The organism is Brevibacterium sp. HMSC22B09, from assembly GCF_001806795.1.
GTDB lineage: Bacteria > Actinomycetota > Actinomycetes > Actinomycetales > Brevibacteriaceae > Brevibacterium > Brevibacterium ravenspurgense.
The window spans coordinates 67,648-69,418 of the sequence record NZ_KV786013.1; the positions used below are offsets into that span (position 1 = coordinate 67,648).

Sequence of the window (1,771 nt, forward strand, 5' to 3'; positions counted from 1 at the left end):
TTAGCGCGTGAGGTTGCATTTAAGCGTGAGGTTGGCGTTGTTGGGCGCGTGAAGGCTGCCCGGTGTCGGCTCATCCGCGCGGCCCAGCCCGATCCTTCAGCCGAGCTCAGCCTTCAGCCCGTCCGGCGCCTCCGCCTCGTCCGTTCCTGCTGCCAACCTGGATTTACGGTTTAATGCGGATTTGCGCTTTAATGCGGCGCATTAGCGCGTGAGGTTGCATTTAAGCGTGAGTTTGGCGTTGTTGGGCGCGTGAAGTATGCCCGGTGTCGGCTCATCCGCACCGCCCTGCCCAGCCCGGCCCTTCAGCCGAGCTCAGCCTTCAGCCCGATCGGCGCCTCCGCCTCGTCCGTTCCTGCTGCCTACCTGGATTTACGCTTTAATGCAGATTCACGCTCTAATGCGGCGCATTAGCGCGTGAGGTTGCATTTAAGCGTGAGTTTGGCGTTGTTGGGCGCGTGAGGTTGGCGTTGTGGGATGCCCGCACCTCCGCCAAAAAGTTATCCACAGATTGCGAATGCCTCTTGTGGAAACGCTGCTGTTTCGGTGACATAAAAGGATGCATAGCGTATTCACCAACAACATGGCAGCGACCTGCGGCATCCAGATGGGAGAGCTGAGGTCAGCTGCCTCGTGCTGCGTCGAGCGATTGCATCGAGGGATGTACGCGGTCGTGAAGCTGTGCTCGAGACACCCGCTTTTTACACAACTCGCAGATCAGACGATGGTCGATTTGTTCGCCCGCGCGGATGCACAGAAGCGCAACCCTGCATGGCGAAAGGCGCAAACAAACCTCCACACCGCGAAAGCCGAACTCATTGCTGAGTCAGCACACCCGGACGATGTGCTCAGCCATTCCACCGCAGCCCTGCTGCACGGTCTGCCTGTCAAAGCGGTGCCTGAAGCCGTTGAAATGATCAACCCCAACCTGTCGCGCGCAGGAGCCACTTTTCGCCGGCGGTATCGGCAGATCGGCGAAAGTGAAATCGACGACTGGCGCGGTTTTGCCATAACCAATCCCGTCCGAACCGCAGTGGACCTGGCCGCAGATGAATCCATCGAATACGGCACAGCAGTCCTCGATGCGATCTTGCGCGAGGCACCTCTTCAGCGCGAACAGCTGCTTGCCCAGGCTCACGAAATCGCTGAAGCCTACGGCCGTCGGGCAGGATGCGCGCGTGTGCGCAGCGCCCTGAGCTTCGCCAACGGACTTGCTGAGTCCTACGGCGAAAGCGTGTGCATGGTGAAGCTGCGCATGCTTGGGATCGACAACCTCGAACAGCAAGTCGAAATCTTCGACGAAGACGGAATCTTCGTTGCCCGCGTTGACGGGCTGATCCGGGATAAGCACATCATCATCGAGTTCGACGGCGCCGTGAAATACCTATCCACAGCCGACGGCGGCTTCAATGGCGAAGGCGACCAACTGCTGCGCGAAAAAGAACGCGAACATCAACTGCATCGGCTGGGCTACACGGTCGTGCGGATTATGTGGAATGACCTGTTGGGCCTCGACCGACTGCGCGCCCGACTCAAAGCGCTCGGCATTCTTTCCTGAGCCCACGCCGGACACGCGGGCAATCTGTGTACCGGTGAGCACCACCTCGTGCGCGGCAGCGGGGCTGGTTTTGCGCGCAGATGCAGATTCACGCTTTAATGCGGCGCATTTGCGCGTGAGGTTGCATTAAAGCGTGAGTTTGGCGTTGTGGGGTGTGCGAAGGGTGCCAGTGCTGACCCGCATCGCCAGCGGGGCTGGTTTTGCGCGCAGATGCAG

General features: G+C 59.8%; 1 protein-coding gene. It reads left to right on the plus strand.

What is annotated here, in order from left to right; all coding sequences use genetic code 11:
• Nucleotides 1-721: 721 nt before the first annotated feature.
• The gene (locus tag HMPREF3087_RS05445; protein WP_070428364.1) at nucleotides 722-1,555 is read left to right on the plus strand and encodes a PDDEXK family nuclease; all 834 of its coding nucleotides are present in this window, start codon (nucleotides 722-724) and stop codon (nucleotides 1,553-1,555) included.
• Nucleotides 1,556-1,771: the final 216 nt, after the last annotated feature.